At 71.5% G+C, this 23,102-nt stretch carries 31 protein-coding genes; 12 read left to right on the plus strand and 19 right to left on the minus strand.

Going from position 1 to position 23,102, the window contains the following annotated elements:
* Positions 1-18: 18 nt before the first annotated feature.
* From ACIP5O_RS02120 to ACIP5O_RS02145, 6 genes are read right to left on the minus strand one after another with little or no spacing between them, the layout of a single operon-like run.
* On the minus strand, positions 19-675 hold the full coding sequence (locus tag ACIP5O_RS02120; RefSeq protein WP_401287445.1) for a contact-dependent growth inhibition system immunity protein: 657 nt from the start codon (positions 673-675) through the stop codon (positions 19-21).
* 13 nt (positions 676-688) lie between these two features.
* Positions 689-988 (minus strand): RNase A-like domain-containing protein, encoded by a 300-nt coding sequence (locus ACIP5O_RS02125; RefSeq protein WP_401287448.1) that lies wholly within the window; start codon positions 986-988, stop codon positions 689-691.
* 52 nt (positions 989-1,040) lie between these two features.
* A complete protein-coding gene (locus tag ACIP5O_RS02130) occupies positions 1,041-1,610 on the minus strand; it encodes a hypothetical protein (protein WP_401287451.1) in 570 nt (189 codons plus the stop codon).
* Between the two features lie 51 nt (positions 1,611-1,661).
* Positions 1,662-3,428, minus strand: a complete 1,767-nt coding sequence (locus tag ACIP5O_RS02135; RefSeq protein ID WP_401287454.1) for an RNase A-like domain-containing protein — start codon at positions 3,426-3,428, stop codon at positions 1,662-1,664.
* Entirely contained in the window at positions 3,428-3,733 is a 306-nt protein-coding gene (locus ACIP5O_RS02140; RefSeq protein ID WP_365539621.1) for a WXG100 family type VII secretion target, read from the minus strand. The genes ACIP5O_RS02135 and ACIP5O_RS02140 overlap by 1 nt, the downstream gene beginning before the upstream one ends.
* Before the next feature lie 19 nt (positions 3,734-3,752).
* Complete coding sequence (locus ACIP5O_RS02145; protein WP_401287458.1) at positions 3,753-4,154, minus strand: WXG100 family type VII secretion target; 402 nt, start codon at positions 4,152-4,154, stop codon at positions 3,753-3,755.
* A gap of 268 nt (positions 4,155-4,422) precedes the next feature.
* On the opposite strand from ACIP5O_RS02145, the gene ACIP5O_RS02150 reads away from it, so the two are divergent.
* The 3 genes from ACIP5O_RS02150 (at position 4,423) to ACIP5O_RS02160 (ending at position 6,833) form a co-directional block, all read left to right on the plus strand.
* Positions 4,423-4,638, plus strand: coding sequence for a DUF6243 family protein (locus ACIP5O_RS02150; protein WP_401287460.1), 216 nt, complete (start codon positions 4,423-4,425; stop codon positions 4,636-4,638).
* Positions 4,639-4,798: 160 nt separating this feature from the next.
* Complete coding sequence (locus ACIP5O_RS02155) at positions 4,799-5,233, plus strand: hypothetical protein (RefSeq protein ID WP_401287463.1); 435 nt, start codon at positions 4,799-4,801, stop codon at positions 5,231-5,233.
* Positions 5,234-5,555: 322 nt separating this feature from the next.
* On the plus strand, positions 5,556-6,833 hold the full coding sequence (locus ACIP5O_RS02160; protein WP_401287466.1) for a M23 family metallopeptidase: 1,278 nt from the start codon (positions 5,556-5,558) through the stop codon (positions 6,831-6,833).
* A 140-nt stretch (positions 6,834-6,973) separates the two neighbouring features.
* Here the strand turns inward: ACIP5O_RS02160 and ACIP5O_RS02165 are convergent, their stop codons facing one another.
* The 5 genes from ACIP5O_RS02165 to ACIP5O_RS02185 are packed head-to-tail and all read right to left on the minus strand — an operon-like array spanning position 6,974 to position 10,711.
* Entirely contained in the window at positions 6,974-7,384 is a 411-nt protein-coding gene (locus ACIP5O_RS02165; RefSeq protein WP_401287469.1) for an Imm50 family immunity protein, read from the minus strand.
* Positions 7,371-7,766: a hypothetical protein gene (locus ACIP5O_RS02170; RefSeq protein WP_401287471.1), complete on the minus strand. Its 396-nt coding sequence runs from the start codon at positions 7,764-7,766 to the stop codon at positions 7,371-7,373. Before ACIP5O_RS02170 ends, ACIP5O_RS02165 begins: the two co-directional genes overlap by 14 nt.
* The gene (locus ACIP5O_RS02175) at positions 7,681-8,493 is read right to left on the minus strand and encodes a virginiamycin B lyase (RefSeq protein WP_401287474.1); all 813 of its coding nucleotides are present in this window, start codon (positions 8,491-8,493) and stop codon (positions 7,681-7,683) included. Before ACIP5O_RS02175 ends, ACIP5O_RS02170 begins: the two co-directional genes overlap by 86 nt.
* Positions 8,490-9,146, minus strand: coding sequence for a CatB-related O-acetyltransferase (locus tag ACIP5O_RS02180; RefSeq protein ID WP_401287476.1), 657 nt, complete (start codon positions 9,144-9,146; stop codon positions 8,490-8,492). Before ACIP5O_RS02180 ends, ACIP5O_RS02175 begins: the two co-directional genes overlap by 4 nt.
* Positions 9,077-10,711, minus strand: coding sequence for an MFS transporter (locus ACIP5O_RS02185; RefSeq protein ID WP_401287479.1), 1,635 nt, complete (start codon positions 10,709-10,711; stop codon positions 9,077-9,079). Before ACIP5O_RS02185 ends, ACIP5O_RS02180 begins: the two co-directional genes overlap by 70 nt.
* A gap of 151 nt (positions 10,712-10,862) precedes the next feature.
* Here ACIP5O_RS02185 and ACIP5O_RS02190 point away from each other — a divergent pair, with 151 nt between their 5' ends.
* Together ACIP5O_RS02190 and ACIP5O_RS02195 are read left to right on the plus strand one after the other, a co-directional pair.
* Positions 10,863-11,429, plus strand: a complete 567-nt coding sequence (locus tag ACIP5O_RS02190) for a TetR/AcrR family transcriptional regulator (RefSeq protein ID WP_401287481.1) — start codon at positions 10,863-10,865, stop codon at positions 11,427-11,429.
* A 146-nt stretch (positions 11,430-11,575) separates the two neighbouring features.
* Positions 11,576-11,965: a VOC family protein gene (locus ACIP5O_RS02195; protein ID WP_401287484.1), complete on the plus strand. Its 390-nt coding sequence runs from the start codon at positions 11,576-11,578 to the stop codon at positions 11,963-11,965.
* Positions 11,966-12,238: 273 nt separating this feature from the next.
* On the opposite strand, the gene ACIP5O_RS02200 is transcribed toward ACIP5O_RS02195, so the two are convergent.
* Positions 12,239-12,640: a DNA-binding protein gene (locus tag ACIP5O_RS02200; RefSeq protein ID WP_401287487.1), complete on the minus strand. Its 402-nt coding sequence runs from the start codon at positions 12,638-12,640 to the stop codon at positions 12,239-12,241.
* On the minus strand, positions 12,637-12,885 hold the full coding sequence (locus ACIP5O_RS02205; protein WP_401287488.1) for a hypothetical protein: 249 nt from the start codon (positions 12,883-12,885) through the stop codon (positions 12,637-12,639). Before ACIP5O_RS02205 ends, ACIP5O_RS02200 begins: the two co-directional genes overlap by 4 nt.
* 676 nt (positions 12,886-13,561) lie before the next feature.
* On the opposite strand from ACIP5O_RS02205, the gene ACIP5O_RS02210 reads away from it, so the two are divergent.
* The 6 genes from ACIP5O_RS02210 to ACIP5O_RS02235 all read left to right on the plus strand — a co-directional run bounded on the left by ACIP5O_RS02210 (position 13,562) and on the right by ACIP5O_RS02235 (position 17,650).
* On the plus strand, positions 13,562-14,296 hold the full coding sequence (locus ACIP5O_RS02210) for a Crp/Fnr family transcriptional regulator (protein WP_401287491.1): 735 nt from the start codon (positions 13,562-13,564) through the stop codon (positions 14,294-14,296).
* A gap of 115 nt (positions 14,297-14,411) precedes the next feature.
* On the plus strand, positions 14,412-15,203 hold the full coding sequence (locus ACIP5O_RS02215; RefSeq protein ID WP_401287493.1) for a hypothetical protein: 792 nt from the start codon (positions 14,412-14,414) through the stop codon (positions 15,201-15,203).
* Positions 15,200-15,496: a hypothetical protein gene (locus tag ACIP5O_RS02220; RefSeq protein ID WP_401287496.1), complete on the plus strand. Its 297-nt coding sequence runs from the start codon at positions 15,200-15,202 to the stop codon at positions 15,494-15,496. The genes ACIP5O_RS02215 and ACIP5O_RS02220 overlap by 4 nt, the downstream gene beginning before the upstream one ends.
* The gene (locus tag ACIP5O_RS02225; RefSeq protein ID WP_401287499.1) at positions 15,487-16,233 is read left to right on the plus strand and encodes a hypothetical protein; all 747 of its coding nucleotides are present in this window, start codon (positions 15,487-15,489) and stop codon (positions 16,231-16,233) included. The genes ACIP5O_RS02220 and ACIP5O_RS02225 overlap by 10 nt, the downstream gene beginning before the upstream one ends.
* Positions 16,230-16,538, plus strand: coding sequence for a helix-turn-helix domain-containing protein (locus ACIP5O_RS02230; protein ID WP_401287502.1), 309 nt, complete (start codon positions 16,230-16,232; stop codon positions 16,536-16,538). Before ACIP5O_RS02225 ends, ACIP5O_RS02230 begins: the two co-directional genes overlap by 4 nt.
* Entirely contained in the window at positions 16,535-17,650 is a 1,116-nt protein-coding gene (locus ACIP5O_RS02235) for a hypothetical protein (RefSeq protein ID WP_401287505.1), read from the plus strand. Before ACIP5O_RS02230 ends, ACIP5O_RS02235 begins: the two co-directional genes overlap by 4 nt.
* Before the next feature lie 349 nt (positions 17,651-17,999).
* On the opposite strand, the gene ACIP5O_RS02240 is transcribed toward ACIP5O_RS02235, so the two are convergent.
* From ACIP5O_RS02240 to ACIP5O_RS02255, 4 genes are all read right to left on the minus strand, one after another.
* Positions 18,000-18,671, minus strand: a complete 672-nt coding sequence (locus ACIP5O_RS02240; RefSeq protein WP_401287508.1) for a nucleotidyl transferase AbiEii/AbiGii toxin family protein — start codon at positions 18,669-18,671, stop codon at positions 18,000-18,002.
* The gene (locus ACIP5O_RS02245; RefSeq protein WP_401287510.1) at positions 18,668-19,015 is read right to left on the minus strand and encodes a transcriptional regulator; all 348 of its coding nucleotides are present in this window, start codon (positions 19,013-19,015) and stop codon (positions 18,668-18,670) included. The genes ACIP5O_RS02240 and ACIP5O_RS02245 overlap by 4 nt, the downstream gene beginning before the upstream one ends.
* A gap of 992 nt (positions 19,016-20,007) precedes the next feature.
* The gene (locus tag ACIP5O_RS02250) at positions 20,008-21,216 is read right to left on the minus strand and encodes a PP2C family protein-serine/threonine phosphatase (RefSeq protein WP_401288124.1); all 1,209 of its coding nucleotides are present in this window, start codon (positions 21,214-21,216) and stop codon (positions 20,008-20,010) included.
* A gap of 152 nt (positions 21,217-21,368) precedes the next feature.
* A complete protein-coding gene (locus tag ACIP5O_RS02255; RefSeq protein WP_401287513.1) occupies positions 21,369-21,635 on the minus strand; it encodes a hypothetical protein in 267 nt (88 codons plus the stop codon).
* A 239-nt stretch (positions 21,636-21,874) separates the two neighbouring features.
* Between ACIP5O_RS02255 and ACIP5O_RS02260 the strand changes: the two genes are divergently transcribed.
* The gene (locus tag ACIP5O_RS02260) at positions 21,875-22,372 is read left to right on the plus strand and encodes a DUF5994 family protein (RefSeq protein WP_401287515.1); all 498 of its coding nucleotides are present in this window, start codon (positions 21,875-21,877) and stop codon (positions 22,370-22,372) included.
* A 110-nt stretch (positions 22,373-22,482) separates the two neighbouring features.
* Here ACIP5O_RS02260 and ACIP5O_RS02265 read toward each other — a convergent pair whose 3' ends face one another.
* Both ACIP5O_RS02265 and ACIP5O_RS02270 read right to left on the minus strand, forming a co-directional pair.
* Positions 22,483-22,650 carry a hypothetical protein gene (locus tag ACIP5O_RS02265; protein ID WP_383406928.1) on the minus strand — a complete coding sequence of 56 codons (168 nt, stop codon included), beginning with the start codon at positions 22,648-22,650 and terminating at the stop codon, positions 22,483-22,485.
* 238 nt (positions 22,651-22,888) lie between these two features.
* Positions 22,889-23,098: a hypothetical protein gene (locus ACIP5O_RS02270; protein ID WP_401287517.1), complete on the minus strand. Its 210-nt coding sequence runs from the start codon at positions 23,096-23,098 to the stop codon at positions 22,889-22,891.
* Between the last annotated feature and the right edge of the window lie 4 nt (positions 23,099-23,102).

Below are 23,102 nucleotides of genomic sequence, written 5' to 3' on the forward strand. Positions count from 1 at the left end.
CCCGGACACCGACGGCACCTAGGCCCCGGACAGCGTCGTCGCCACCGACCGGAACCAGGCGCCGTGGGAGAACGGCGCGGGCGGGTTGACCTCCATGCCGAGCTCGGCCGCCGCCAGGGCGTAGTCCCCCTCGTCCAGGGGAAGGGCGAGCAGTTCGTGGAGCTCCCCCACGAGACGGGCCACGAGCTGCGGGTGGGTCGTGGCCGCGTAGTCGGCGACGGCGGCCTCGTGGTCGGGGAACTCGTCGACGACGTCCTGGGAGAACCAGCCGCCGAGCAGTTGCGCGGTCTCGGGGAAGCGCGCGTGCCACTCCCAGTGCGTCCGCGGGGAGGACGGCTCCGGGACGTCCCCCTCCTCGATGCTCCTTTTCAGGTGGTCGGCCAGCACCCTCAGCCAGTCGCCGATCTCCGACTGCGGCTTCCCGGTGTCCGGGACCGAGTAGAACTCGCCCAGCTCCCGCCGGACGCGCCCCGGGGGGTTGCGGCTGTACTCGCGCAGCTGGCGCTCCGCCTCCGCGACGGCCGAGGGGCGGGTGTGCCAGGTGTGCCGGAGGTACGCGTCGAGGGCGCGGCTGCGCCGCTCCGGGGTGTCGTCGGCCGGCTGCCCCAGGTACGCGCGCATCACCTGGTCCAGCTCGCCGTACCGGCGGTCGTGTTCGAGGGGCTTCATGGACATGTGCGGACGGCCCCTACAGGTAGAACGGGACGGAGGTGTGGACGGTGAAGCCGTACGGGCTCGACGGCTCGCGGCGCAGCACCACGCGCGCCGCGCGGACGTCGACGGGCCCGCGCCCGGCCAGCAGGTCGCCCTCGAGCTGGACCCGTCCCACGGGCTCCCCGCGGGACGGCCAGGCGGCCTCGATGGTGAGCCGGGCCCGGGTGCCCTGGGCGAGCCAGCGGTGGACGGCCTGCTCGTTGGCGGTCACCACCTGCTGGGTGGCCCACTGGGCGGTCTCCCGGTCGGGATACGTCGCTGATCGCGTCAGCATGATGACCTTCCTTCAGGAAGCGGGAACGGCCGGTCCCCGCCCCGATGTGTTCTCAGCTCGCGTCGAACGACCAGAAGACCCCGACCTCGTCCGCGCTCACGACGATCAGCCCGAGGTCCATCACGTGGTCGGTGAAGGCCCGGCCCCCGGCGAGCTCGCGGGCGAGGAAGTCCGGCGAGTCGGAGGCCCCGGCCAGGTCGGAGGAGGTGCGGAAGACGGCGTCGGCACCGAAACGGCCGAGTACCGTCCGGGCGTCCGCCAGTACGTCGTCCCGGTCGGGACGCGTCCGGACGGGCCGGCCCTCGCCGAACCACTCCTGGGACAGGGAGGCGAGCAGTTCGACGGCGGCGCCGGCCGTGACGGGGTGCGTCCACGCACGCACCTGCTCGGCGGTGGGCGGCAGGAACGGATAGCAGGGGCGGATGTTCTCCCTCCCCTCCCTGTCGACCCCCCACTCCAGCATCAGCCGGCCCCGGGGGTCGGTGACGGACCGCTCCATGACGGCCAGGACGTCCAGGGCCCAGTCGTCGTGCCGTCGGGGCCCGACTCTCGCGAAGGTGTACACCTCGTCGAGGAGTCGCTCGAGCGCGGTGTCCCAGGCGGTGCTGTCGGCGGGGTTCATGGGGCTTCCGGTCGGTCGTGGGGCGGGTACGGGTCACGAGGCGGGCGCGGGTCACGGAGCGGGCATGGACGTGTAGACGACGTAGGGCGGATCGAGCCTGGAATCGTACTTCAGGATCGTCTTCACGTTCTTGACGTCGATCGCCTTCGCGTCGAGCCCGTGATCCTTGTACCCGGTGCCCGGGACGGTGCCCGACCCGCCGGGGTCGGGTACGGGCTGCTTGGACACGTACCGGCCGCTGACCTCACCGTTGGGAGCCGGGCTGGTGAACGGCTGCGTCTTCCCCTCCGGGGGGTTGGTGGCCAGCCAGGCGTCGATGTCGGCCTGCCGGGTCCGCAGGTTGTGCTCGGTCAGCCGCTGTGCGGCGGCCATGTCCTTGAAGGAGGACGAACCGCCGATCGTGGGCCTGCGCTGCTCAGGCCAGTTGGCGTGGTCCTCGGCCTGGTCGCGCAGGCGCTGGGCGAGCTGCTCGTCGGTCTTGCCGACGTGCTTGTCCAGGGTGTGGCCGCCCCCCAGATTCTCGTTGCTCGCCAGGTCGAAGGCGTGGTTGCCGTGCGGGCCCGCTTCGGTCCACCGCTGCTCGTGCTTGAACTCCTCCAGCGCGCGGGCACCGAAACCGTGGGCGCGCGCGACGCCGGCCTCGAACTTGGGGGCGCTCAGGTACGCCTCGTCCAGCGGCCCCTTCAGCGCCTCCATGCGGGTGGTGAGGCCGTCGAGGACGCCGGTGTACCTGTCGACGATCCGGTTCAGCTTGGCCGTGTCGATGTTCAGCACGGTCTTGACGTCGAAGGAGAGGACCAGGCCCACGCCCTTGCCGATCACGTTCGTGACGGTGCCGAGGAGGCTCTTGGCGTCCTTGGGCTTGGCCAGGTCCTCCAGGATGTCCTTGACGGCCTTCTTCATGGCGCGTTCCATCTCGTCCCAGACGTCGCGGTTCAGGTCGACGGCCGCCTCGGCGTACTCGCGCAGGATGGTGGCGACGTCGTCGGCCGTGTCCTTCAGGACGGCGAGGACGGGCTCGCTGCCCGTGGGGACGCGCGGGGTGCCCGGGCCGGAGTTAGCGGTCTGGGCCCACTGGTAGCCGTGCCGCTGTTGTCCCCAGGCCGTTCCGCCCCACAAGGCGCTGCAGAAGGTCCGCATGGCGGCCTCCCAGTCGGCCTGCTGGTGGTTGGTGATGGTGCCGACGGCCTGGGTGAGCTGGTCCGCCACCATCGTTCCCGTGATGGAGACGTTGGTCCAGCTGTGGCTCAGGGAGTTGAGGTAGTGCTGCTGCGGGAAGGGGTGGACGTCCGCCACCCTCCCGACCCGGAACACGTTCTTGCACAGCGGCTGGAGGACGTCCCGGACGATCTCGGGGACGCCCTCCATCAGACCGCGCAGGAAGTCGTCGCCGCCGTCGTCGTCGCCCCACTTGATGTCGGGGACCGAACCGAAGTCCGGGGCCTTGTCGACGACCACGGGCAGCGGCCGCTGCTCGGCCGGCTTGCCCTTGGGGTGGGAGGCCGCGTCCGCCTTCGTGTAGGCGTTGGCCGTCTCGGTGAAGCCGACGGCGACGCCGCCGACGCCGAGCACGGAACGGCCCCAGACCTCCAGCCAGCGGTCGCCGATCTTCTTGTACGCCTGGGCGAACCTGCGGGCCTCTGTGCCCGCGCCCCCGGCGTCGGGGTACTTGCGCAGTTCCTCCAGGAGCTTGTTGGCGCCGCGCATCAGGAAGTCCTGCTGGCCGGCGACCCGGCCGGAGACCGACCAGAGGTCGCTCGGCTTGACGTCGATGGCGCCGCCGCCGCCCGGCTGCTGGGCAGGAGAGGGGCCGGCCATCAGGCACCGCCTCCCCAGCCCTGGAGCACGGATCTGTTGGCCGCGGCGTAGTTGAGGTGGCCCTTGGTCACGACCTCGTGGAGCCAGGCCTGCGCGGCCTTGAGGTCGTCGGCGTCGTGGCTCCACCGGTCCAGCTCGTCGATGAACGTCTCGCGGGCCTCGCCGTCCCAGTCCAGGACGGCCTTGGAGACGCGCCCGTAGAGCACGTCCAGCTTCTCGTTCAGGGTGCGGAGGATCTCCTCCAGGTCGCCCGAAAGGCGTTGCAGGGTGGTGAAGTCGACGGTGATCCGGTCGTCGTCCGGCATGCTGCTGATCCCCCGTGGTTCAGATCGCGTCGAGGCGGCTCTTCGGCCGGCTCTCGTCCTGTGCGGGCGCCGGGTCGGGCACGGTGAGGTCGCGGGCGGCGGCCGACACGTCCTCGCCCCGCTGCGTCTGCCGGAGCCGGGCCAGGAGGTCGAGCTCCTGCTGGGTGAAGCCGTCGCGGGAGGCGCGCGTGGCGGCCTCCAGGAGGACCAGCACCTGGCGGATGCGCACCGCGTCCTCGGCGACGCCGCGGTGCAGGGAGCGGTACGCGGTGGCGGTGGGTCCCTGCCAGCCCGCGGCGATCCTGTCGACGACCCCGTCCATGGCGCGGACCTGCTGCTCCAGGTAGCGCTGCATCCCGTCGAGGTCGTTCGCCAACGTGGTGAGGTTGTCCTCCGACACGCCCAGATCGGCGTTCTGCATCCCGGCCCCCGCCCGTCGCAACTGTTCGCACGCGTGTCTCCGCGTACGGATGTTCACTCTAGTGAACGTCTCGGGGAGGCGGCGCAGGTGCCCCGGAGGACATCGGCCCCGGCCGGGATCGACGGAACCGGGTAACGTCCTCGTCGTGTCCTTCGAGGCACCGGTTCGCGCGTGAGGGTGCGAGAGGCCCGTCCGACGTCCTCCGGCGTCGCCGCCCGCCCCCACCGGTGGATCCGCAGACCACTCCACTTCACGACCGGGAGACCCCGTGACCGACAGCAAGAACATCAACAACCCCGTGGGCCAGGGCGGCGGACAGCGCAAGAAGCTGTCCCGCGCCGAACGGCAGAACAACGGTCCGCACCGCAACCTCGACCGCCAGGGCGCCGCGGACCGCAAGGCGGAGCTGGTGCGCAAGATGAAGGAGAAGGTGGGCACGAGCGAGAGCACCGACGAGACGGACGACACCGCCGCCCAGAGCTGACGCACCACCGCCGCGGGGTGGCAGCACACGGACCCTGGGCCCGGACCGCGACGCGCGGTTCCGGACCCCGGGCCGACGCCGAGCCGCGCGTCGACCGGCGGAGTACCGGCGGTTCCCGGGAGAGGCCCCGGCGCACCCGCGACGGAAAGCGCAAAAAGAGATGACCGCGATCGAACGCCTGTGGGCAGCGTACGAGCTTCCCGCCGAGGACGCCCTGTTCTGCGCCGACGGCCGCTCCCACGCCGTCGCCCTCGACCCCGCCGCACCGAGCGGCTTCACCCTGCTCGCCCCGTTCGCGCTGGACGACGTGCTGGAAGGCGACCCCTCCCGGGTGTCCCCGGTCGACGGACGCGTCGCCGTGGACCTGGGGGAGCGGGGGCTGCTGTGGGGCGGCGAGGGCTCGTACGGATCGGAGGGCTTCCTCGCGCGTCTGACCGCGGACCGTGCCCTGATCTGGGCGATGTTCTTCATGGAGTCCAACCCGTTCGATCGCATTCGGCCATCGGGAAACGCCGCGACCTTCAGCTCGACCTCGGGGGTCGAGATCACGGTCGACATCGACGATCCGCGCATCCCGATCCCTCCGGAGCGGTGACGGCGGAGCCCCGGGCGGCGGCTCCCGCCCGCGCTCGGGCCGGGCCGGGCCGGGCCGGACCGGGTCGGGCCGGGCCGGCGAACGGTCCACCGGCGTTCCGCCCGGAGGAGCCGGGCCCGGTCCCTCCCGTCGTACGCGACGAACCCGGCGTCCGCCGGCGCGGCCCGGGGGCCGGTGCGGCTGGACGGGTGCAGTTCGGCACCCGCCCCCGGCGCCGTACGCCCGGAGCGGCGCGGCGCCGGATTACATGGGCCTGCGCCTCGGCGCGGGGCGTGCCGGTGCCCTTCTCCACGGCCCCGGAACCGACGACTGGAAGAGCACCATGGCAGAGCGCGACCCCCGCAAGCGCACCGGCCGCCGCAGCCCGCTACGTCGCGGGCTCGCCGCCGCCGCGCTCGCAGCCGGCCTGCTGGCGGCTTCGACGGCGCCCGGATACGGGACCGGCCCGGCCGGACCGGAACCCGGCCCGCAGTTCACTCCGCTGACGGCGGCGGTGATGACCGAACCGACGCCGTTCACCGCCACGGACGGCAAGACGCACCTCTCGTACGAACTGCTCACCACGAGCGCCCTGCCCGGCGGCACGCGGGTGCGGCTCGACCGCGTCGAGGTCCGGGACGCCCGCACGCACCGGGTGGTGGGCGCGCTGAGCGGCCGGGCGCTGGCCGAGGCCGCCAACCCGGTGGGCGACCCCCTGCCGGGCGCGGACGGGTACACCCCGCCGCCCCCGGCGCCGACGCCGACCGTCATCCCGGGCTCCCAGCAGTGGGTCATCTGGCTCGACCTGGTCCTCGACCGCGGCCGGCGGGTGCCCCGGGTCCTCGAACACCACCTCTCGGGCGCCGTCCTCGCCGCCTCCGGCCCCTCCGCGTTCGAGGAGACGGTCCAGCCCACCCCGACCGACCGCACCGAGCCGCTGAACCTGGACGCGCCGGTCCGCCCCGGCACCTGGTACTCCAGCGAGTCGTGCTGCGGCAACACCCACCACCGGCGCGGCCTCGCCCCGATCGACGGCCGCTTCTACGTGCCGCAGCGCTTCGCGATCGACTGGTACCGGGTCGGCGAGCGGGGGCAGACCTGGGAGGGCGACCCCGCGCGGCTCACCAGCTACCTGAGCTACCGGCAGCCGGTCGTCGCCGCGGCCGGCGGCAGGGTGGTGGAGGTCCGGGACGGGATCCCGGACAACGTGCCGCCCGTCGCGCCGCCGATCCCGCCGATCGACGAGACCGTCGGCAACCACGTCACCCTGGAGGTCGCGCCGGGCCGCCACCTGCTCTACGCCCACCTGACGCCCGGCTCGATCGAGGTCCGGGAGGGCGACCGCGTCGAACCCGGCCGGGTCCTCGGCCTGATCGGCAACAGCGGCAACTCGACCACGCCGCACCTGCACTTCCAGGTGATGACCACGCCCGAGTTCTTCCCGACCGACAGCCCGCCGTTCACCTTCCGCGGGTTCCGCGTCGTCGGCCGGGTCGAGCCCCGCATCTGGGACGACAACCTGGGCCTGCAGCCGACCGGCGTCCTGCCGATCACCCCCTCCCCGTACGAGGGCTTCCACCGCGCGCGGTACCCGCTCGATCGCGAGGTGCTGGAGTTCTGACCGCTTCTCGGCGGTCCCGGCGGGACCGCTCCACCGGACCGTGCCGGGCGTCGCGGGGCCGGGCGATCAGCACCCGTCCGGCTCTCGTGCGTCCGCGCACCGGGCCCCGGCCATGATCCGCCGGACAGGCCCTGAGCCGGTCAGGGCGAGCCCTGGAGGTACACGCGGATCCCGGTCACCGCGGACGCCGCGGCCGAGAAGGCGATGGAGCGGGTCTCACTGGTCACCGAGACCCGCTGTCGGCCGCCGCCGGTCACGACGACGCCCACCGTGCGGTCGTGCGCGTCCGGATGCTCCGCCGCGACGCCCGTGAAGCGCAGCTCGTCCACGCCGGTGAACACGACGAAGAACCGCACCGTGTTGTACTGCCTTCCCTCCCACTCCGGCCTGGGACGGTCCGGTAGCCGCGAGGTCTCGAAGCCGAGGGTGACCGAGGTGTCCCGTTCGTCGACGTGCACGTAGTACAGCGGGCAGGAGGAGAGGTCCGGCGGCGTCTCGTAGAGCGCCGCAAGCTCGGGCCAGAGGGGGAGGTCCATCTCAGAGGTGCTCATAGAAGGTGTTCACATGGGTCTCGGGGACGGTGGGGAAGAGCTTGCGTTCCAGGACGCTCGTGAACTGGTGCGGGCCGGCGTCCTCGCCGTCCGGGCCCAGGGTGAAGACGCTCAGGCGCCCTGCCAGTACAGTCGCGTTGGAGGTGTACGACAGGTCGAGCCCCGGCGCCGCCACCCGTACGGCCAGCCGGTGGCGGGGCAGCGGTGCGAGCGCGACGTCGGCCGTCACCGGCGGACGCCACCCCGTCATCTCGAAGTCCTCCACGTGCGAGAACGCGAGGTGACACTGCGCGGTGTCACCCGGCCCCCGGTCCCAGCGGTCCGGAAACCGGGGAAGGTCCAGGCGCAGCGTGACCACCGAGCCCCAGGCATCGAGGTGCACCGACCGCAGCCGGACTCCCGACAGCTCGGGAACCTCGTCGTAATACGGTGCGAAGACGTCCCGGCGGGGGACGAGATCGGTCCAGGTCATAGGAGTCATGCTCCTCCACGCCTTCGATCCGCCCCTCCCGGGCGCCGCCCCCGCGGCCTGCCGCGATCCCGGCCGGCGCCGCCGCCTCCGTCGGCAGGGGATGGAGGGCGACGGCGCCGTCCATGCCGATCCGCCCGATGGCGCCGGCCTGGTTGAGGGTGAACCACATCCCGCCGTCGCCCCCGGCGGTGATCGCCGAGGGGAACGCGCCCGTGATGGGGAGCGGGAACTCGGTGATGCGGCCGTCGACGGTGATGCGGCCGACGCGGTCGGCGCCGGCCTCGGTGAACCACAGCGCGCCGTCGGGTCCCGCCGCGATGCCGAACGGTCCGCAGCCGGGCGTGGGCAGGTCGAACTCGTCGATCACGCCGTCGGTGGTGATCCGCCCGATCCGGTCCGCCTTGTACTCGGTGAACCACAGCGCGCCGTCGGGGCCGGGGGTGATGACGGTCGGCCCGCTGTCGGGGGCGAGGCGGTGGCTCGTCGGCTCCTGGCCGGGGACGAGGCGCCCGATCCGGCCGCCGTGGACGAGGGTGAACCACAGGGCGCCGTCCGGTCCCGTGGTGAGGGCGTAGGGTCCCGCCGCGCTGTCGGCCACCGGATGTTCTTCGACGATCACAGGGGTCACTCGGGTCACAGGGGCTTCTCCAGGGCGTGGTCGGCCGCGATGCGGGCGATGTCGGCCGGTGTTCCGGCCATGATGGTGCGGGCGTGCTCGGTGACGAGGCCGGCGGGCCAGTCCCACCAGGCGGCGCGCCGCAACCGGTCGATGCCGGCGTCGTCGAAGCGCTGCCGGATCGGTCGGGCCGGGTTGCCACCGACGATCGTGTACGGCGGGACGTCGGCGGTGACCACGGCGCCGGCCGCGACGATGGCGCCGTCGCCGATCCGTACGCCGGGCATGACGGTCGCCCCGTAGCCGAACCAGACGTCGTTGCCGACGACCGTGTCGCCGCGGCTGGGCATGGCGGTGACGATGTCCAGGGTCTCCTCGGCCCACCGGCCGCCGAACATCGTGAACGGGTAGGTGGACACCCCCATCGTCGGATGCTCGGCGCCGGCCATCAGGAAACGGGTCCCCGTGGCGAGCGCGCAGTACCTGCCGATGACCAGGCGCTCGGGTCCGTAGGCGTAGAGGACGTTGCGGCGCTCGAACTCCGTGGCGCCGTCGGGATCGTCGTAGTACGTGTACGCGCCCACGGTGATGTTCGGCGAGGTGATCAGGGGCTTGAGGAACACCACACGCTGGTGCGCGGGCAGCGGGTGAAGGGTGGTCGGATCGGGTGACAAGGTGCTTCTCCTCGGGGAGGGGTGTGACCAGGGTGCGGCGGAAATGGGCCGGGGACGGCTTCGGTCTGGCTCGGGCTGCTGTCGGACGCCTTGTCCGAAGCGGTGACCGCATCGGGATCGGGATCGGGACCGGTGGAGCGTCGCGGTGCCGCGGGACCTTCCGCGGATACGGGCTTCGCGGGCCCGGACCGCGCCAACCCCAAGCCGGTGAACACGGCGGTGACCAGGGTGACGGCGCCGGCCACGAGGAAGGCGCTGTCGAGGCCGGTCTCGAAGGAGGAGCCGCCGGCCTGGCGGGCGCGGACGACGGCTCCGAGCACCGCCACGCCGAGCACCGCGCCGATCTGCCGGGTGGTGCTGCTGACGCCTGAGGCGAGGCCGCCTTCCTGCGGGCCGACCGCCTGGACGGCGGCTCCCGTCAGCGGGGACAGGGTCAGGGCGAAGCCGGTGCCGGCGACTGCCAGCCGCCACCACACGTTCCCGTAGCCGGTGTCGGCGTGCACCGTGCCGAGCGCGACGAGGCCCAGGCCGGCCAGGGCCAGGCCGGTGGTGACCACGGTCCGGAAGCCGTGCCGGGCGGCGAGCCTGCCCGCGTACGGACTGACGATCACCATGGCGAGGGACAGGGGAAGGGTCTGCAGGCCGGCGCGCAGGATCGAGCTGCCCTGGACGTACACGAAGAACTGGGAGAAGAAGAACGACGAGCCCATGAGGGCGAACCCCACCACGACCATGGCGGTGTTGGACACGGTGAACAGCCGCTGCCGGAACAGCCCCAGCGGCAGCATCGGGGCGGAGCGGCGCGCTTCGACGGCGACGAAGGCGGCGAGGAGGGCCGCCGCGGCGGTGAAGCAGCCCAGGATCACCGGCGACGTCCAGCCGCGGGCACCACCCTCGATCAGCCCGTAGGTGAGCACGCCCACCCCCAGGACGGACAGCGCCGTTCCGGGGATGTCGATCGCGGGGGCGCTCGGATTGCGGGACTCGTCGAGGCGGCGCAGGCCGACCAGCAGAAGGACCGCGCCGATGGGCAGGTTGACCAGGAAGACGGCGGGCCAGCCGAAGGCGTCCGTCAGCACGCCGCCGGCCACGGGGCCCGCGGCCAGACCGATTCCGCTGAGTCCGGCCCACAGCCCGATCGCCTTGACGCGTTCTTGCGGTACGGGGTGGGCGGCGACGAGCAGGGCCAGCGAGGCGGGGCTCGACGCCGCCGCCCCGATGCCCTGCAGCACCCGGCCGACGATCAGCCAGCCGAGCGAGGGCGCGAGGCTGCACACCACCGACGCGACGGTGAACACCGCCACGCCGGCCAGGTACACCCGCTTGCGGCCGAACCGGTCGGCGAAGACGCCGCCGGACAGCAGCAGCATGGCGACCAGTAGGACGTACGCGTCGACGATCCACTGCAGGCCGGTCAACCGAGTGTGCAGCCGGTGCTGCATGTCGGGCAGTGCCGCTCCGACGATCGTGTTGTCGAGCAGGACCATGAACTGGCCCAGGCAGGTCACCGCGAGCAGCACGGCCCGGTTCGGTCGACCGCCCGAGGCCACGGGCGAGGCAGCCATGGGGATTCCTCTCCGTCGTTGGGTACGCCCGGGCGCGTTCGACACGGACGGCGATACACTTGGGTGCTCTAACGCAGCCAGCGGCTGCGTTAGGGGACTGTAGAGAGGATTGCTTTGTAAACGCAAGTGCTGACTGCGTTAAGGTGGGGGCATGAACGAGCGAGAGCGAGCCCGGCGGCCCGGCGGGCGCAGCGCCCGCGTCGGCGCGGAGGTGCACCGGGCCGTCACCGACCTGATCGGCGAGCGCGGCTACGGCAACTTCACCGTCCGTGAGGTCGCGGCCCGCGCGGGCGTGGCCGACAGCAGCATCTACCGCCGGTGGGGCGGTCTGGAGACCCTGCTCACCGACGTGGCGCTCACCCGCCTCGACGCGCGGTCGCCGATGCCCGACACCGGGAGCCTCGCCGGCGACCTGCGCACGTACGCGGCCCAGGTGGCCCGCGAGATCACCGGGCCCGATGGCCCGGCGGTGCTGCACCTGGCCGTCGCCCTGTCCGGCAGCGGCGAGCGAGGCGTGCGGGCGGCCGAGGAGCTTCGTGCCGAACGCATCCGGCAACTGCAGTCCGTACTCGACCGCGCCCGCGAACGCGGCGAGCCCGCGCTCGACGCGCTCGACGTGCTGGACCACGTCCTGGCCCCGATGTACATCCGCGTCCTGTTCGGCATGGGCCCGCTCGCCCCGGACTACGTCGACGGCCTGGTCGACCGCTTGCTGTGACCGCGCTCCGGTTCCTGCAGCCGTGGCCCTCGTCAACTTCCCTTGATTCACTGGATAGATGGAACTAAGATCTACGGCAACATCGCGTGTCGGTCACCGGCTGGGTGAGACATGGAGGTGTCGGGACATGCCCTCGGAGGCATTCCTTGTCAGTCGAGTTGAACCACACGATCGTCCACGCCCGGGACAACCGGGAGTCCGCCGAGTTCTTCGCGGACCTTCTCCACCTTGAGATCACCGCCGAGTGGGGCCCGTTCATCGCGGTCGGCCTGGGCAACGGCGTCACGCTGGACTTCGCCACCGTCCCCGCGGACAGCATCACCCCCCAGCACTACGCCTTCTTGATCTCCGAGGAGGAGTTCGACGCGGCGTACGCGCAGATCAGACAGCGCGGCATCGAGCACTACGCCGACCCCCACCGGAAGCAGCCCGGCACGATCAACCACAACGACGGTGGCCGCGGCGTGTACTTCACGGACCCGGCGGGCCACGCCATGGAACTCATCACCGTGCCGTACGGCGGCCGGCCCTCGTAACCGCATGCCATGACGAAGGCCCAGGTCTCTGACCTGGGCCTTCGTTCGAAGAGCGGATGACGGGAATCGGACCCGCGCCACAAGCTTGGGAATGAAGATCCTTGAACGGTCATACTGGCTTTGACCTGCATGTTTGACCGAGGCGTGAGAGGTTCGAGTGAACTCCGGACGCCGTACACAACCGCTGCTGTCCGCTCCGCTGGGCACGGATGGGGCACGGGCCGTGGCAGCGCGATACAACCTGTCGGCGTGCATGCTCCGAGGTGCGGCGGGTCAGAGCGGGATGATGCGGACCTGGCGGCCGCAGAGCTCGGCCATGTCGTCGCTGTCGGACGTCAGCAGGGCGATGGGTTTCGGCTGGCGCAGGGCGACCTCGGCGACCGTGGCGTCGATGGCGTACTTGTGCCCGTGCAGCCCGGCGTCTTTGAGGAGTTCTGCCGCCGCTTTGGCTGCCCGCTCGGTGACAGGTTCCACCTTGACGCGGGACAGGGCCCAGGTCAGGCGGGGGATGTTGGTGCGGGAACGACTGACTTCCACCATGGTGTTCGCCCCGATCACGAGGTCGGCTCCCATGTCGTGGAAGACCTGCAGCATCGCGAGGAGCCTGCGGTCCTGTGCCATCCAGGAGGAGAGCCCCTCCGAGTCCAGGACGACGGTTTCGACGCGCTCGCTCACGCGGCGTCCGTGTTCTTGGCGGAGTCGGCGGTACCGAAGATCTTCGAGCGGGCTTCGGCGAGCTCTTCGTCGCTGAAGCGTCCGTGTTCTTCCTCGTGACGGCGAAGGTCGTCGCCCAGAAGCTGGTGCCGGATCTGACGGGCCACGGCTTCCGCGACGTAGCCGGAGACGTTGTCCGTGAGCTTGCGGAGCTCGGCCACCTGATCGCTGGGGAGTGTGACGGTGATGCGAGTCGTCGAGGACATACGGCAAGCATGCTGGAGTATGCGTGGGAGGGCTTGTGTTTCCCACGGGCACTCCACAGGCGAGGTCGCACGGCCGAATCGACCCTGCTTCTGGCGTCCCAGCCCGCGGCGGAGGGACGACAGGTCGCAGCGACCCCCTCGCCGGGCTGCTCGGTGTGAGCCCGGTCGACCTCAGCGCGGCCCGTGCCCTTCCGGCCGGTCCGTCGGAGCCGGCCTGTGATTCGCTCATCGGCGCTGCCACCACGCCAGACCGCACACGACAAGAGCAGAGCCCGTAGTCGTGGTGACACCCCGTACGGCGGCGAACGGGGTGGCTCGTCCCAGGCGACGAGCAGTTCGCGCCGCCTTCGTTCCGTGAGCTTGCCCATCGGGATCTCCTCCGGTCGGTCGTGTCACTCCGTTGAACTGAGGGCCCGGGTTTCGTGTGGTGACGGGGAAGAGATCCGGCCAGGCGGGAGGACCTGGCTGTACTCGTTCCACGCTGTCGGCCGACGGGACGCGATAGCGCATGTCGCCGTCCTGCACAAACACCCGGGAGACCCTCGGAGGCCCTCGCCCCGACGCGCCGCGCCATGCGCACGCACCACACCGGATGCGCCTCACACGCTCTTTCCGCCCGAATCCGGGCCTGATTCCCTGATCGGGAAGGCACTTGGACTCGACCACGAGGTGGGGTATGGAGCGCGCGACCCAGAGGGCAGCACGACGCGGTGCGCATGAGATCGGCGAGCGGCGGCCCGCCCGCTTCCTCGGCAGCCTGTCGGAGGCGGCCCGGGAGGAACTTCTGAGCATCGGTTCCCCGCGGCAGTATCCGCCCGGAGCGAAGATCCTCGCGGAAGGGACACCGGGCGATTGCCTGATGCTCCTGGAGAACGGCTACGTGAAGGTCACCAGGAGGCGTGCCAACGGGTGTGAAGCCCTGATCGCCATCCGGGCCGGCGGAGACGTGGTCGGAGAGATGGCCGTGATCGACGACGTGCCCAGGTCGGCCACGGTGACGGCGGGCGCGGACATCGACGTACACGTCGTCCAACGCCGAGCGGTGCAGAGATTCCTCGACAAGCATCCCGAGACCGCCCTTCAGATCGTGCGGCTCAGCAACCGCCGCCTGCGCAGCGCGAATTCCTGGCGCAGCGCGTTCGGCGAGTTCCCGGTTCAGGTACGGCTCGCCCGGGTGCTCGCCGAACTCGCCGAGAACCACGGCAAGTCCCTCGGCTCGCACACTCTGATCTGCGTCGAGCTCACGCAGGCCGAACTCGGAGCGCTCATCGGATCACGAGAGAGGGCGGTGCAGAAGGCGCTGGAGCGGCTCCGTGCCGAGGGGGTCGTGAGGATCAAGAACCGCGAGATGGCGGTGCTCAAGCCGGACCGCCTCCGGGCGATCGGACTCCTGCCGCCGATCGGCCGCTGACAGGAACCGACATCCCGCATTTTTGCGGCTTGCTCGGAGAGCCCGGCCCGTCGGCCGCACAGTTGGCGACCAGCACCACCGACTATCCGAACTCATCGAGTAGGTGATGGTTCACATGACGTCGCAGCCGACCGTCCCGTCCTGGGACAAGCCCCGGCCGGATGACGACCGCCGCCTCTGCCTGGCGGCGGACATCGAGCAGTACAGCTCCTTCGACACCCCGGGCCAGCGGACCGCGCAGGCCCAACTCGCCCGGATGCTCAGGGCGGCAGCCGAACGCAGCGGGCTGGACCACAGCACGTGGTCCGTCCAGCCGCAGGGCGACATGGAGTTCGCGGTCCTCCCGGCCGGCACTTCCGAGCAGGTGGTGCTGGGCGAGTACGTCACCCACCTCGCGGCCGAACTCGGTAGCTACAACGCCATCCGTCGACCCGCCGGGCGGATGCGGCTTCGGCTGGCCATCGACACCGGCGTGGCCACCACCGCCGCCCTGGGCTTCTCCGGCCCCGCTCCGATCGCCGTGGCGCGCTACCTGAACGCACCCGAGGTGAAGCGGGCCCTGGCGGCTGCCGGGTCGGCGAGCCTGGTCGTGGTGATCTCCGACCGGCTCTACCAGGACGTGGTGCGCTCGCGGTTCCACGGACACGACCCGGAGGAGTACCGCCGTATCCACGTCGAACAGAAGGGGTTCGCCGGGTACGGCTGGGTCCGGTTGCCCGGTGTGGACCCACAGGACGCGGAGGAGCCCCGGCCGGACGCGCCGGAGGGCGGGCCGCGGTCCCCGGCGCGAGCGGCGGAGGCGGAACGGCCGAGCTTCGTCCAGCAGGACGTCCACGGCACTGCCGTCCAGGGCGTGATCCACGGGTCCGTCATCCACGGGGTGGTGCCCGGCGGGGCCGGCCGATGAGCGGTGTCCCACCCGCGAGAGGCTGCACCTCCTGCGAGAACACGGCAGGCGGCAACCGCCAGCAGGACACCCGGGGCCTCTCCGTCCAGGGCCGGACCGGCGACGTGTACTACTACGCCGCCGCCTGCGACCACCGCTCCGCCACGAGTGCGCGGCGGTACACGTCCGGCTTCTCGCCGGCCCCCTACGAGACGCTGCGCGAGGAGCTGCACCGGATCGCCCGGGCCTGCTTACGCATCGTGGACAGCATGCGTGACGACACTGACGATTCGGGAGGTTCACCGTGGGACTGATCCCCTACAACCGGGTGTTCGACGTGCTGGAGCACCGGTTCCGGCTCGCCGAACTACCCTTTCCGGTCATCACGGCCGAGGGACCGACCCGGCTCTCCGCCCTGACGGCCCGGCGGGTTCTGTACAGCAGGTCGTCGGACCCGGTGCTCCGCGAGGAGATCTGGCGCGAGGCCGTCGACGCGGCGCAGTGCGACACCGGTGCGGGCGGATCCGAACGGCTGCTGGCGCTCTGGCTGGCCTTACCCGCCATGCGGCGCACCCTCCACCGGATCGCGATCCGGTGGCCGATCGACCGGCGGGAGCTCGAATCCGAGTCACTGCTCGCCCTACTGACAGTACTCGTGGACGTGGACCCGCGGACCCAGGAGGTGGGCCGCGCGCTGCTGCGCCCCACCATCAACAGGGTGTGGGCGTTCGCCCGGGCCCGCACTCGGGAGCGGCCGGTGGCGGACGTCGGGGCGCTGGCCGCCGCTCACCTCTCCGTGGAGTCCCCTGCTGAGTCGCCGGTCGGCGACTGGCACGACGGCTGGGAGCTGCGGGTGTCGCCACCCGCCCGGCCCGACGGTCTGTCGGCGACCGTGCGGTTCAGCGTCGCACCGGATCGGTTGGAGAGCTTCCGGTTGGGCGAGCTGGCAGGCCACCTGGGTCTCGGAGAGATCGTGCACCGGGCGCGGCGTCCGGGCGAGGGCAGCCGCATCGGCACCCTGTCGCTGCGTCCGGCGGGAGGGCGACGGTGACCCCGCGTTCCAGGACCTGGTTGTCGTTCGGCGAGGCGTTCGACTTGCCGCTGGTCATCGACCTGCGCACCGCCGCCCGCGCGCTCGGGCTCTGCCCCGCCACCGCGTACAAGCTCATTCACCAGGGTGGTTTCCCCTGCCGGTTCCTGCGTCTCGGGTGGCAGTACCGGATTCCCACCGCCGACCTGCTTCGGGCGCTCGGGATCGAGGAGCGCCCCGTCTACTCGGCTGATCTGCAAGCCGGCGCCGACCTCGAGGAACGGCGCCGGCGGACAGAAGAGTTCGAAACGGAGGACTACGCATGAGCATCGTGGCGGTCACCGAGGAGAAGCCCGAGGAGGCATCGATGACGACCTGCTTCGTCATCGCGCCCATCGGCAACGAGCACGCCCCGGACGGGAGTCCGGAACTCCTGGCATACGAGGAGAACCTGGAGATCTACGAGAAGGTGATCCTGCCCGCCTGCGCCAGGCACGGCATCGTTCCGGTCAGGGCGGACGGGATCGCCGACACGGGTGAGATCACCGAACAGATCTGCCGCCACGTGCTGCAGGACGACATCGTGATCGCCGACCTCACCGGGGGCAACGCGAACGTCACCTACGAGCTCGGGATCCGGCACCTGACGGGCAAACCGATCATCCACATCGGTGAGCACGGGCAGTTGCCGTTCGACCTCTCGCTGATCCGGACGATCATGTTCAAGCGGAGCCGAAGCGGTCTGGTCAGGGCGCGGCGGGACCTGGAGACCGCGCTGAAGGGTGCCCTGGACAACCGGTTCGAACCGCTGACCCCGGCCCGGATCCTGCTCGGGCTGCCGGTGGTGCCGTCGCCGGAAGTCGTGGTGGAGGCGGAGCCGGACGACTTGGATGCTCCCGGGCTGTTCGACCGGTTCGCCCGCGTGGAGGCGCAGACGGAAGCGATCGGCGAGACCACGGAGGCGATCGCCGGGTTCATGACGGTGATCTCCGAAGCCGCCGTGCAGATCGGTCCCGTGATGGAGCGGGCCGCCCAGCCGGGGACACCGATGAGTGCGTGGCTGCCGGCGATGACCGAGCTGGCCAGGGCGATGGCCGAGCCGGCCTCCGGTCTCCGGGAGGCCTGCACCCGTTTCGCCGGGCAGATGGTGGAGATGGACGCGGCGGTTCAGACGGCGTTCGATGTCATCGAGGCGATGCCGCCCGAGCAGCGCGCAGGTTCGGTGACCGGCTTCCTGGAGCAGATGATCAGCACTGCCGAGTCCACCCACGAGGTGGTCGGCGTGCTCGGCGAGGTCGAGGTCGGCATGCGGTGGCTGGTGAAGATGAGCCGGGAGCTGCGGGTGCCGGGCCGGGACCTCACGGCCGCGGTCAAGCAGGTCAGCGGTGTGATGACCCGGGTCGCGGACTGGGAGCGCAGGGCCCGCGCGTTGGTCTGATCGCGCGGCAGAAGGTTCTCCCTTCCACCGTCGCCGGCGGCTGAACCGGGCGACTGGATCTCGGCAGGCCATGAGTAGGTCCCGATAACGACGAAGCCCCAGGTCCCTGACCTGGGGCTTCGCGCAAGAGCGGATGACGGGAAGCGAACCCGCGCTATAAGCTTGGGAATCACCGCTGCTCAGCTAGATCATCAGGTGCCTGACCTGTGAAAAGAATGTCAGCGTGGCCCTGCCCGTGGGCTTGGGGATCCCCGTTTTGACCGCTGCTCACCGCTCCCAAGGGCACGGCCGGGGCACGAGTGACTTCCTCGGAGGCGCGACGCTTCCTCGCCGTTCTCATGCCCGGTGATCAGTCGTCGGGCGGCCCCTCCGCTTCCTGGAGTCTCTCGGCGATGTCATCGGCCCACTCCTGAGCCCACTGTCGCAGCTTGAGGGTCTGGTGGTCGTCGAGTCCGTACGCGGCGAATTCGGTGTCGTCGATCCAGTCCGCGCCGGTGAGCCGGGCCTGAAGGTCGGAGAGGTCGAAGCTGTCACGGGCGTGGCGGCGGCCGAGTTCTTCGAGTTCGACGTGCCCCCAGCGGTCGGCTGCCGCGCGGACGTCGATGAGGTCACGCGCCAAGCCGCGGTCTGCCAGTGCGCGCACTTTTGTGCCGACGACGTCCTCCAGGGAGAGCACCAGGCCGTGCTGAGTCTTCACGGGCGGGCGCCAGAGTGCTTCCTTGAGGACGTCGACCTCGCACTCCTCGCCGGTGGCGGTGTCGGTGACGATCAGTCGCGCGAACAGGGGGTCGGTCTCCAACCCCCGTACTTGCCAGCCGCGTTGTTCGAGACCGATGCACACGGTCGCGGCGATCTTCTCCATCGGCTCCGGGTTCTCGGTGGCGACATCGAGGTCCTTGCTGAGTCGATCGACCAGTCCGTGTGCCTGGACGGCGTAGCCACCCGTGAGTACGAGCGGGTAGGCGTCGCCCACGGCGAGGAGATCCGCGAGGAGTCGCCGGTGCAGTTCCGTGAGATTCACGCAGCAGCCTGGGCGTCGGGCGCCAGTTCGTTGAAGGCGTTCTCCCAGACGTCACGGATGTCCCGGCTGATCAGTGTGCGCAGAACGGGCCACATGGTGACCAGCAGGTCCCGGTTCAGATAGTGAACCAGGTCGTCACGCTGCCCCTCGGCCAAGACGATCCGGTAGCAGCTCATCCGCAATCGCGACTGGTCGAGATCGAACCGGGACAGGCCGGACCACGCGAGGTGCAGTGGAAGGACGACATGGCCGTGGGTGGGACCGTCGAGCTCCGAGAGCTCGGCGGGAAGCCGCCGGGCGAATCTGGTACGGCGGAGCTCGGGGGCACTGGGCGTGGCTGCCATGCCTTGATTATTCCGCAGGAGGGCGAGATGGCCGGCTGATTCCGATGCAGGGGAACACCCGGCTCAGGGCTTCTACCGGGCTGCAGCGGTGGTAACGATGGTGTAGAAGCAGGTCAGAGGGCTCCTAGGGAACCTCCGGCGAGACGACGAGGGGTTCAGACCCCCCACCGGCCCCATCTCGGGGTACTGAAGGGTGCGCCGACAGCGAGACTCGTCTGCCGACAGACAAGCCCCAGGTCTCTGACCCGGGGGCTTCATGAAAGAGCGGATGACGGGAATCGGACCCGCGCCACAAGCTTGGGAATCACCGGCACTCGACCTGGCCAACCCTGGTTCGAGCTGCGAAAACGTGCTCCGAGACGGCTTTTCGACCACTCCCCGAACACTCCTGTTGACCGCTGTTCACCGCCTTGAAGGGCACGGCCGTGGCACGGTGCCGGAGGCGGACGGGACGCGGCGGCCGGACAGCTTCCCGACAGGGGACCGGGACGGGCGCGGGGCCGTGGCCGTCACCTCCGCCTCTTGCGCGGGAGCACGATCCTGCGCGCTCCGGCGGCGGGACGGGGACGTGGGCAGGCCCCTCCCTCCGTCTCCCGGGCGTCCTCCTGGCCCCGGGCCTCCCGCAGGCGGCAGTCGGCGGCGGCGTGATGTGCCCCCGGCGTTCCTCCAGCGCTTCCGACAGGGGACGGTCCGGCGGCGAGATCGCGCGGGTACGGCCACCAGGCGCCGTCCGGCGGGCCGGCCGGGGAGGTCCGCAGTGTCAGAGCACAGGGCGTGCCGGGCGGGTGGGAGCGTGGGTGCCGGTCATGAGGCCGACCCGCCCCCGGGCTCCCGTGAGGGGCCCGGCGTGTCGATCGCCGGGGACGACGCCCGCGTGAGGGGGACGTACGAGGTGCTCCCGGTACCTCCGGCGTGCTCCGCGCAGGGGCCCGGCGAGGGCGTACGACCGGGTCTCTCCTCGCGGCCACGCCGCCGGACACGAGGGGTTTCCGTCATCCGCGCCATTCGACGAGGACGAGCGTCGCGTCGTCGGTGGTGGCCCCGTCACGGGCACGTACGAGCGTGTGGGACAGGTCGCGTGCCACGGCCCGGACGCTCCGGTCGGCCCGGTCCAGTCGGTGGACGCGGTCGAGCAACCGGTCCTCGCCGAACTGTTCCCGTCCGCCCTCGTGCTCCTCGACCAGGCCGTCGGTGAAGCAGAGGACGCGGTCGCCGGGTTCGAGCGTCACTTCGCCGATCTGCGGCTGGTCCCCTCCGAAGCCGACGGGGAGGGCCGTGGGGCTGTTCGGGCGGCGTACGACGCGGTGCTCGCGGATCGGCATGGGGGCGGGATGTCCGGCGTTGACCCACTGGAGGCGGCCGGTGTCCGTTTCCAGCCGCATCATCTGCGCGGTGACGAAGTGGTCGGGGGCGAACTGCTCGGCCACGGCCCGGTCCATGAAGAGGTACAGCTCGACGCCGATCCGGCGGGCGTGCCGGTACGCGCCGATGGCCACGGTCGCCATGGTCGCCGCGTCCAGGCCGTGTCCCGTCGCGTCGATCATGGCGAGGTGGAGGGCGTCGCCGTTCAGGGCGTGGTCGAAGCTGTCGCCGGCCACGTCGTAGGCGGGTTCCAGGGCCCCGGCGACCGCGACACGGGGAATCGACATGGCCAGGGGCGGCAGGAGCGACCACTGGATCTCCGCGGCGACGCTCATCGGTTCGCCGCGGCGGGTCCGGAAGAAGAGGTCGGTGTAACCGTTCTTGGTCCGCAGCAGGTCGGCGACCAGGCCCGCGACCCTGCGCAGGATGCGGCGGTCGTCGTCGTCGACCGTGTCCAGGGTGACGGCCGGGACCCCGGCCTGGTCACCGCCGGCCGGCAGCGGTACGTGGACGCGCGCCCCCTCGGCCGACGCGGTCTCGACCGGGCGTGAGGTGAGGAAGCACCGACCGGCCTCCGAGTGGTCGACCGGCAGCGGCTCGCCGCCCGCCGGTCCTTCCCCGGGAAGGGGGGCCAGCTTCTGCTGCCCGTAGTCCTGGAGGAGGATCCGCACCTCCCGGCATCCGAGCCGGGCCGGCAGGTCGGCGACGACGGGCCCGACCCGGTCGGGCGGCAGCTCGTGCGCGGGGTCCAGGAGCCCGCCCAGCAGCTCCTCCCCGAAGCTCTCCGAGCGGTCGGGAGCCCCGTGCTCGTACCGTCCGACGGTCACCGGGGCCTCCATGAGGGCGGCGGGGCGACGTCCGGGGACGGTGCCGGCATGCCGATCCGGCGGCATCGCGATGCGGCTTCCAGGACGCTGCACGGCGGCCGGGGACGCCACGCGTGCCCTGCCGGGGCCGGGGACGCCGTGCCGTCCTGTCGTCGAGGGACCGGTCAGGGTTCCTCGGTGTGGGCTCCGGTGCCGCTCGGAGGCCTGCTGGTGGCCAGCCAGGACCGGGCCGGGCCGGCGGTGCGGGCGGTGTCGACGGTGAGGTGGAGGCGGGAGCCTCCGCCCGGGACGGGGTAGCTGCGCTGCTCGCCGCCGGCGAAGCAGCGGCGGAGGACCTCCGCCACCGCGCGGGCGGCGTCCGGGGTGGCGGCGACGATGCGCACCTCGGCGTGTCCGGGTGGCGGCAGGGCTTCGGGGTCGTTGTGCTCCACAGCGGGCACCGTCCTTTCGCCCGGGACGCGTTCGCGGGCGTCCGGAGCGGGCCCGGCGCGCTTCCCGGTACGTCCACCGTACGTCCGGTGACGCCGACCTCGTGCGTCGACGGAGCGGCGCACGCGCGGAACCCGCGGAGTACGGTGAAGGAACGAGACCCCGCACCGCCCGTCGGCCCGGCACCCGTTGTGGCCACACCCCGGGTGGCGGCGACCTCCTGCAGACGGGCGGAACGGTCATGACCGACGCAGGCACTTCCCCCACCTCCCCGCTCCTCCTGCCCGACGAGATCCATCACGCCGTCCGGCCGGGCACCGCCCTGCTCCGCCTGGAGACGGCGCGGTCCCGGCAGGGTCTCCTCGACGGCGCGTGGTGGCCGCGCACGCGCGACGTCGAACGGGAGTTCCCGCCCCTGGTCACCGCCCTGAGCGAGCACCTCGGCCCGCTCAGCCGGGTCGGTCTCGACGCCTCCGCCTGGAACGGCATCCCGACCCGTCTGACCGTCGACGGCCGGGTCGTCCACTTCGACTCCTTCCCCGTCGGCGACGACACGGTCCTCATCACCCGCGGCGACAAGGACCACTTCGCGCTGATGGTGGTGCCGCCGGACACCGAGCCCGAGGCCGCGCGCACGGCCATGGCCCGTGCGGTCCGTGCCGACAACGTGACGCGGGCCGCCGAGATCCTCGTCACCGTCCTGCCCTCCCCGACGACCGGGCCCGAGGGACCGTCATGACCCGGACCGCGAAAGGAAGCCGGGCCCTGTGCCCCCGCCGCTCCGCCTGCCGTCGCGCGGCCCGGTGACGGTTGGAGAGGTCCGGAAGTGCCGGCGGTGGGGAAAGGACCTCAGTGCGCCGGGTGTCGGCGGCGCAGTACCGACCTCACGGCGAGGTAGAGGACGCCCACGATGAGGAGGAGCGTGCCGACAGACGCCAGGTACAACATGCCGTCGACGGCCGCGCCGATGACGATCAGCGCGATCGCGGCGATCAGCAGGACAGGGAAGAGGACCATGGTGTGCCTCGGTTCGCGGATGCGGGAACCTTGCGGCGGCGGTCGTCACAACGGCCCCGGCGCATTCACTCCGCCGGGACCGCCCTTCCGGACCGCCGCACGTGAGAGTGCTCGATCCTGGTTCCATTGTATGACTTCGGGCCGGTTGGTGACGAAAGGTGGAACGGGCCGCCGGGCGGGTCGTCCCGGGTGCCGGGTGCACCGCCCGCGGCCTTCGGCCGGAGGAGTGGTCGCAGGGTCAGGACCGGATGCCCGTGCGTCTGCGGCCGGGCGCCCGTCCCGACGAATTGCGGGTGCTGTGGCCCGGTGGCCGGGCGGCGGCCGGGAAGGGGTCGCCGAAGCGGTGGGCCGCGATGCGCGCGTCGTGCTGGGCGTTGAGCCGGTGGATCAGGAACAGGCCGAGCACGATCAGGGCGGCTCCCGCCGCGAGCGTGATCAGGATCTCCACGTCG

The organism is Streptomyces sp. NPDC088915, from assembly GCF_044749825.1.
Classification (GTDB): Bacteria; Actinomycetota; Actinomycetes; order Streptomycetales; family Streptomycetaceae; genus Streptomyces.